At 66.1% G+C, this 7831-nt stretch carries 7 protein-coding genes; 2 read left to right on the top strand and 5 right to left on the bottom strand.

The annotated features are described in order from the left end of the window. Positions 1 to 549 precede the first annotated feature (549 nt). The 5 genes from ACM0PY_RS19885 to ahpC form a co-directional block, all read right to left on the bottom strand. A complete protein-coding gene (locus ACM0PY_RS19885) occupies positions 550 to 1506 on the bottom strand; it encodes a transaldolase (RefSeq protein WP_065179586.1) in 957 nt (318 codons plus the stop codon). Positions 1507 to 1556: 50 nt separating this feature from the next. Beyond that, positions 1557 to 1961 carry a nucleoside diphosphate kinase regulator gene (gene rnk / locus ACM0PY_RS19880; RefSeq protein ID WP_049414505.1) on the bottom strand — a complete coding sequence of 135 codons (405 nt, stop codon included), beginning with the start codon at positions 1959 to 1961 and terminating at the stop codon, positions 1557 to 1559. Between the two features lie 123 nt (positions 1962 to 2084). Further along, positions 2085 to 3047, bottom strand: a complete 963-nt coding sequence (locus ACM0PY_RS19875; RefSeq protein WP_111201067.1) for a LysR substrate-binding domain-containing protein — start codon at positions 3045 to 3047, stop codon at positions 2085 to 2087. Between the two features lie 85 nt (positions 3048 to 3132). After that, on the bottom strand, positions 3133 to 4725 hold the full coding sequence (gene ahpF, locus ACM0PY_RS19870; protein WP_180885522.1) for an alkyl hydroperoxide reductase subunit F: 1593 nt from the start codon (positions 4723 to 4725) through the stop codon (positions 3133 to 3135). Positions 4726 to 4949: 224 nt separating this feature from the next. Beyond that, positions 4950 to 5513, bottom strand: a complete 564-nt coding sequence (gene ahpC, locus ACM0PY_RS19865) for an alkyl hydroperoxide reductase subunit C (protein ID WP_049436466.1) — start codon at positions 5511 to 5513, stop codon at positions 4950 to 4952. A 385-nt stretch (positions 5514 to 5898) separates the two neighbouring features. On the opposite strand from ahpC, the gene prmC reads away from it, so the two are divergent. Together prmC and pip are read left to right on the top strand one after the other, a co-directional pair. Next, entirely contained in the window at positions 5899 to 6756 is an 858-nt protein-coding gene (prmC, locus tag ACM0PY_RS19860) for a peptide chain release factor N(5)-glutamine methyltransferase (RefSeq protein WP_180885521.1), read from the top strand. Between the two features lie 48 nt (positions 6757 to 6804). Next, positions 6805 to 7746 (top strand): prolyl aminopeptidase, encoded by a 942-nt coding sequence (pip, locus tag ACM0PY_RS19855; RefSeq protein ID WP_019661138.1) that lies wholly within the window; start codon positions 6805 to 6807, stop codon positions 7744 to 7746. Positions 7747 to 7831 lie beyond the last annotated feature (85 nt).

Here is a 7831-nt window from a genome sequence, read left to right as displayed (position 1 = left end):
CGGCTGGCAGGACACGCCGTAAACCCGTCCATGGGGGCTCGATGGCGCCATCCATGGCGCCAACGGTCCTGCCAGCCGCCCCCGTCCCACCTTCGACAGTTTCCCGGTGACGGTGGGCAAGAGCATGGGTTACTGACGAACTGAAGAAAAACAAAAAGGACGCGGCGTTTGCTGCGTCCTTCTTGTTTGATCCTGCAGTGCTTTCTGTAGAGCGGAGCCATGCTCCGCTCCAAGCAAGCGAAGCGCGCGACCCGCTGTTGCTCTTCTTTCTTTCTTCCGTGGCGGGCGGCCGCAGGAAACTGTCGAAGGCGGGGTGGGTAGGCCGTGCAGGGGCGTGAGCCGCATGGGCCCGAGGCATGCCTCGGGCGGGTTGGGCAGGACGCCCAACCTCGGTCTTGCCGTGTGCGCAGGACAGCGCACACGAGCAAGCGGCGGCCAAGCCTCCAGGGATGGATTCACGGCGTCTCCCGCGAACCCAACCCGCCCGACCCAGCACGGCTTTTGCTCTGAGCCCCCCGCCACGAGGGGCTCAGCCGTTGGCCGGAATCCTCACAGTGCCGCGCGGATCCGCTCGCGCAGCGCTTCCAGATCCTTGGCAAACGCATCGATGCCGGTCGCCAGCTTCTCGGTGGCCATCGGATCGGCCGCCAGATCCGCCGCGAACTTGGCCGCATCGATCGGGGTCACCGCCGCGCCATCGGCGGCACCGGCCACCAGCTTGCGCGGCAGCTCGCCGTGGTCGGCGTCCAGCTTCTCCAGCAGGTCCGGCGAAATCGTCAGGCGGTCGCAGCCGGCCAGTGCTTCGATCTGCGCGGTCGAACGGAACGAGGCGCCCATCACCACTGTCGGCGAACCGCGACGCTTGAATTCGGCATAGACGCCGCGCACGAACTTCACGCCCGGGTCTTCATCGATGGTGGCCGGGGCCTGGCCGTTGGCCACGTACCAGTCCAGGATGCGGCCGACGAACGGCGAGATCAGGAACGCCCCGGCTTCGCTGCAGGCCAGCGCCTGGGTCGGGTTGAAGATCAGCGTCAGGTTGCAGTCGATACCCTCGGCCTGCAGGATGCGCGCGGCTTCCACGCCTTCCCAGGTCGCGGCGATCTTGATCAGGATCTTCTCGCGCGGCACGCCGGCGTCGGCGTACATCTGGATGAACTGGCGGGCCTTGGCCACGGTGGCAGCGGTGTCGTGAGCCAGGTCGGCATCCACCTCGGTGGACACCCGGCCCGGCACCAGCGTGCTCAGCAGCGCGCCGACGCCGATGGTCAGGCGGTCGGCCACGGCGTGCACCACGGCTTCGCGGTCGCCACTCTGCTGGCGGCCCCAGGCCAGTTCGCGTTCGATCAGCTCGGCGTAGACCGGCAGGTCCAGCGCCTTCTTCACCAGGGTCGGGTTGGTGGTGCAGTCCACCGGCTGCAGGCGCTTGATCGCCTCGTAGTCACCGGTATCGGCAACAACCACGGACAGTTCGCGCAGCTGGGAGAGTTTGGACGGGGTACTCATTACGGCTCCTGGGACAGGGGGATCGAATCGCGCGCGGTGCGCAGCGGTAATCAGGGGCGGTCGTTGTGGACCGCGGTCACGCGCAGGCGCAGCTTGCGGCCGCCGGGCGCGGTCCAGTCGATGCTCTGGCCGATCGAAAGGCCGAGCAGGGCACTGCCGACCGGGGCCAGCACGGAAACCTTGCCTTCATCGACGTTGGCTTCGCGGGGGAAGACCAGGGTCAGGACGTGCTTTTCGCCCGACACTTCATCTTCGCACTCCACGCGCGAATGCATCATGACGATGCCTTCGGGAATCTGGTCCGGTGCCAGCACGGTGGCCCGGTTGAGTTCTTCAGCAAGCGCGAGCGCGGCAGGCGTCTGGCTCAGCGCGGGAGATTCGAGCATGGCGTCCAGGCGGTCCATGTCGAAGGTAGAAACGGTGATCGACGGCGGCAGGCCGCTGGCGGTGTTCATGGTGACGCTCCTTGGTTGAAAGCCATGCAAAAGGCGGCACCTGCTGGCGCCGCCTGTCTGTATTGTGGGGACAAATGCGGCCGGAATCGACTCCTGCCGATTCCGGGCCAGTGCTGCAGGGGCTCAGCCGTTCAGCGCGGGGCCGGGCAGGGCCGCTGCATCGCTGCCGGCATCGAGCGCCTCCAGCGTGAACAGCGCCTGCGGCAGACGCTTGAACTGGTCGGCCAGGTCCATCAGGAAGTCGTTCATGGCCGAGCTGCGGCGCCAGATCATGGCGATGCGGCGGCTGGGACGGCCTTCGCCGGTGAAGTCGAGCAGGCGGATGTTGTTCGAGCGAGGCACTGGCGGCTGCACCGACAGACTCGGCAGCAGGGTGATGCCGACGTCGGCGGCGACCATCTGCCGCAGCGTTTCCAGGCTGGTGGCGCGGAACTCGGACTTCTCGTTGGCGCCGAACAGGCGGCAGACTTCCAGCGCCTGGTCGCGCAGGCAATGGCCGTCCTCCAGCAGCAGCAGCTTCTGCGTGGCCAGTTCCTGCACGTCCAGGTGCTCGCGACGTGCCAGCGGGTGGCGACCGGAGACGGCCAGCAGGAACGGTTCCTCGAACAGGAACTCGGCATGCAGCTGGTCGTCGATCACCGGCAGCGCCAGCAATGCAGCGTCGAGCTTGCCTTCGCGCAGGCGGTCCAGCAGCACATCGCTCTTTTCCTCGACCAGCAGCAGTTCCAGCTCCGGAAAGCGCTCGCGGATGCGCGGGATCACATGCGGCAGCAGGTACGGGCCGAGGGTCGGGAAGATCCCCAGGCGCACCGTACCGGCTTCCGGATCGCGGCTGCGTCGCGCCGCTTCCTTCAGCTGTTCCACTTCGGACACGATCACCCGCGCCCGTGCGGCTGCTTCCTGGCCGGCCGGGGTCAGCATCACCTTGCGCGGTGCGCGTTCCACCAGCGGCAGGCCGAGCTCTTCCTCCAGCTTGCGGATCTGCGTGGACAACGTCGGCTGGCTGACAAAGCAGGACGCGGCAGCCCGGCCGAAATGCTTGTGGTCGGCCAGGGCTACCAGGTACTTCAGATCACGTAGGTTCATCCTTACACCCCAGGGGTAACGGACCGGCTGACGGCGTGGTTACCCGACAGGCAGACAATGTTCCCGGTGATCTGGGAACGGTGGATCAGGCCGCTTCAGCAACGGCACCGCTGCTGTTGCTCACCGACGAGCGGATCAGGTGGTCGAACGCGCTCAGTGCGGCGGTGGAACCGGCGCCCATGGCGATGATGATCTGCTTGTAGGGCACCGTCGTGCAATCGCCAGCAGCAAACACACCCGGCAGGTTGGTCTGGCCGCGGTCATCGATGACGATCTCGCCACGCGGCGACAGCGCCACCACATCCTTCAGCCACTCGGTGTTGGGCAGCAGGCCGATCTGCACGAAGATGCCTTCCAGCTCGACGCGGTGGGCATCGCCGCCGATGCGGTCCTTGTAGACCAGGCCGGTGACCTTGCTGCCGTCGCCGAGCACTTCGGTGGTTTGTGCGCTGGTCAGCACGGTGACGTTGCCCAGGCTGCGCAGCTTCTTCTGCAGCACTTCGTCGGCACGCAGGCTGGAATCGAACTCCAGCAGGGTTACATGCGACACGATGCCGGCCAGGTCGATCGCCGCTTCCACACCGGAGTTGCCGCCGCCGATGACCGCCACGCGCTTGCCCTTGAACAATGGACCATCGCAGTGCGGGCAGTAGGCCACGCCCTTGTTGCGGTACTGGTCCTCGCCCGGCACGTTCATCTGCCGCCAGCGCGCGCCGGTGGACAGGATCACCGAACGCGACTTCAGCACCGCGCCGTTCTCCAGCTGCACCTGCACCAGGCCGTCTTCGCCGGCCGGCACCAGCGCACTGGCGCGCTGCAGGTTCATGATGTCCACCTCGTACTCGCGCACGTGCTGCTCCAGCGCCGTGGCCAGCTTCGGGCCTTCGGTCTCCTTCACCGAAATGAAGTTCTCGATCGCCATGGTGTCCAGCACCTGGCCACCGAAACGCTCGGCGGCGATGCCGGTGCGGATGCCCTTGCGTGCGGCGTAGATCGCCGCTGCGGCGCCAGCCGGGCCACCACCGACCACCAGTACGTCGAAAGCATCCTTGGCGGCGATCTTCTCGGCATCGCGCTTGCTGGCATTGGTGTCCAGCTTGGCCACGATCTGCTCCAGGGTCATGCGGCCCTGGTCGAACACTTCACCGTTGAGGTACACGGTCGGCACCGACATGATCTCGCGCTTCTCGACTTCGTCCTGGAACAGGGCGCCATCGATGGCCACATGCTGGATGCGCGGGTTGAGCACCGCGGCCAGGTTCAGCGCCTGCACCACGTCCGGGCAGTTCTGGCAGGACAGCGAGAAGTAGGTTTCGAACCTGTACTCGCCTTCCAGGTTCTGCACCTGCTCGATCAGCTCGGCGGTGGCCTTGGACGGGTGGCCGCCGACCTGCAGCAGGGCCAGCACCAGCGAGGTGAACTCGTGACCCATCGGCAGGCCGGCAAAGGTCAGGTGGATGTCCTGGCCCGGGGTGCCCAGGTCGAAGGACGGCACGCGGCCCTGGCCGTCGCGCAGGACCTGCAGCGAAATCTTGTCCGACAGGGTTTCCAGGGTCTGCAGCAGTTCCAGCATTTCCTGCGACTTGGCGCCGTCGTCGGCGTGCGCGGTGATCTGGATCGGGCGGGTCACGCGCTCCAGATAGGTCTTCAGCTGCGACTGCAGGTTGGCGTCCAACATCGGGTCATCTCCTGGCTTCAGGCAAACAGGGGGCGTGGCACCGCTGTAGAAGGTAGCGGACCAGCAGGGGGTAGGGGTGAACCCAAGACAGCGACCGTGGAAGGGGCTGGCTGGCCAAGGCGAGCGGGCGTTGGCTGTCTTGGGTTCACCCCCACGCCGGCGGGGGGACCGGCACGGGGATGAAGGGCGCGCCGTGGCGTGGGGCCACGGCAGGCCGGTACTGCTTAGATCTTGCCGACCAGATCCAGCGACGGGGTCAGGGTCTTCTCGCCTTCCTTCCACTTGGCCGGGCACACCTGGTTCGGGTTGGCGGCGGTGAACTGGGCAGCCTTCAGCTTGCGCAGGGTCTCGGAGACGTCACGGGCGATCTCGTTGGAGTGGATCTCCAGGGTCTTGATCACGCCTTCCGGGTTGATGATGAAGGTGCCGCGCAGGGCCAGGCCTTCTTCCGGAATGTGCACGCCGAAGGCGTTGGTCAGCTGGTGGGTCGGGTCGCCGACCAGCGGGAACTGGGCCTTGCCGACGGCCGGCGAGGTTTCGTGCCACACCTTGTGCGAGAAGTGGGTGTCGGTGGTGACGATGTAGACCTCGGCGCCGGCCTTCTTGAACTCGGCGTAGTGGTCGGCCGCGTCTTCGATCTCGGTCGGGCAGTTGAAGGTGAAGGCGGCCGGCATGAAGATCAGGACGGACCACTGGCCCTTCAGGCTGTTGTCGGAAACCTTGATGAACTCGCCATTGTGGTAAGCGTTGGCTTCGAACGGCTGGATCTGGGTGTTGATGAGGGACATCATTTTTCCTCTGGTGAAGGGGAGTGGGTGAATCGACAGGAGCTAGGTTACCGACTCGCTGGCGATAAGAACAATCCATTGATTGCATCTATTTGATAGATGGAGTCTATCAAAAGGCCATGAGCCAGCACTGAACCCTGCCGCTCCCTTCCTGCAACTGCTTGTGTGACAAGGAAAATCGACCGGGACGTGTGAAGAGGGCTGATAGCCCCTCCTTATACCCTCGGGCGAAACCTGAACGGATTCCAGCTTTTTGTAGCGTCGAGCCATGCTCGACGGTGGATCTGTAGAGCCGAGCCGATGCTCGGCTGCTGCTGGAACAGCCGAGCATCGGCTCGGCTGTTCCAGCAGCAGCCGAGCATCGGCTCGGCTCTACAATTGAGGCATGTCTTTCCAACCCGAACCCACTCTGCGTCAGGTCGTAGCCGACGCCAGTGCCCGCTTGGGCGGTGTCGACGCCCGCCACGAGGCCGAACTGCTGCTGCTGCATGTACTGGAGCGCCCGCGCAGCTGGCTGTTTGCCCATGCCACCGATCCGCTGGCCGCCAATGACCAGGCCGCCTTCGAAGCCTTGCTGGCCCGCCGTGTGGCCGGTGAGCCGGTTGCCTACCTGACCGGGTGCCGCGGTTTCTGGACGCTGGACCTGGAGGTCGACCCGGCCACGCTGATCCCGCGCCCGGAAACCGAGCTGCTGGTCGAGTTGGCGCTGGAGCGACTGCCGCCGGACCAGGCGTTGCAGCTGGCCGACCTCGGTACCGGCAGCGGCGCGATCGCACTGGCACTGGCCAGCGAACGGCCCCGGGCACAGGTGCTGGCCACCGATGCCAGCCCGGGCGCGCTGGCCGTGGCCGCGCGCAATGCGGCCCGCCATGAACTGGACAACGTCCGTTTCGCCGAGGGCGGGCACGACTGGTATGCGCCGCTGCAGGGCGTGCGCTTCGACCTGATCGCCAGCAATCCGCCGTACATCGCCAGCAACGACCCGCACCTGGAACAGGGCGACCTGCGCTTCGAACCGTCTACCGCGCTGGCCTCGGGCATGGACGGCCTGGATGACATCCGCCGCATCGTCGAGGGTGGCCAGGCCCACCTGCGGCCCGGCGGTTGGTTGCTGATCGAGCACGGTTGGGACCAGGGCGCCGCGATCCGGGCACTGTTCGAGGCGACGGGATTTGCCGAGGTGCAGACCGTGCAGGATCTGGAGCAGCGCGACCGCATCACCCTGGGCCGGCGTCCGGCCTAGAATGGAGGTTCTCCTGCCCCGGCAGGGCATCACCCTGGAGCTGCAAGCATGCGTACGCTGTACCCCGCCATCACCCCCTACGACGTCGGCACCCTGAAGGTCGACGACCGTCACACGCTGTACTTCGAACAGTGCGGCAACCCGGAAGGCAAGCCGGTGGTGATGCTGCATGGTGGCCCGGGTGGCGGCTGCAGCGACAAGATGCGCCAGTTCCACGACCCATCCAAGTACCGCATCATCCTGTTCGACCAGCGCGGTGCTGGCCGTTCCACCCCGCACGCGGATCTGGTGGACAACACCACCTGGGACCTCGTCGCCGATATCGAGAAGCTGCGCGAGCACCTGAAGGTCGATCGCTGGCAGGTGTTCGGTGGCAGCTGGGGCTCGACCCTGGCGCTGGCCTATGCCGAGACCCATCCGCAGCGCGTGACCGAACTGGTCCTGCGCGGCATCTTCATGCTGCGTCGCTGGGAGCTGGAATGGTTCTACCAGGAAGGCGCCAACCGCCTGTTCCCGGATGCGTGGGAGCACTACCTCAAGCCGATTCCGCTGGTGGAGCGTCATGACCTTATCTCGGCCTTCCACCGCCGCCTGACCAGCGAAGACGAGACCACCCGCCTGGAAGCGGCCAAGGCGTGGGCGGTGTGGGAAGGCGCGACCAGCTTCCTGCACGTCGATGATGACTTCATCAACAGCCACGAAGACCCGCATTTCGCGCTGGCGTTTGCCCGCATCGAGAACCACTACTTCGTCAACGGCGGCTTCTTCGAAGTGGAAGACCAGCTGCTGCGCGACGCGCACCGCATCGCCGACATCCCGGGCGTGATCGTGCACGGCCGCTACGACGTGGTCTGCCCGCTGGCCAACGCCTGGGACCTGACCAAGGTGTGGCCGAAGGCGAAGCTGGAAATCACCCCGGCCTCGGGCCACTCGGCGTTCGAGGCCGAGAACGTGGACGCGCTGGTGCGCGCCACCGATAGCTTCGCCTGATGCCCCGGGGTCGGATCTCCATCCACGCATGGCGTGGATCTACTGCACCCGGTAGTGCCGGCCGCTGGCCGGCAACGCCTCACCC

Origin of the sequence: Stenotrophomonas sp. BR163 (assembly GCF_047520985.2) — a bacterium.
In the GTDB taxonomy this organism is placed as follows: Bacteria; Pseudomonadota; Gammaproteobacteria; order Xanthomonadales; family Xanthomonadaceae; genus Stenotrophomonas; species Stenotrophomonas sepilia.
Note: the sequence above shows the minus strand (reverse complement) of the source record. Positions and strands in the feature narration are given on the sequence as shown.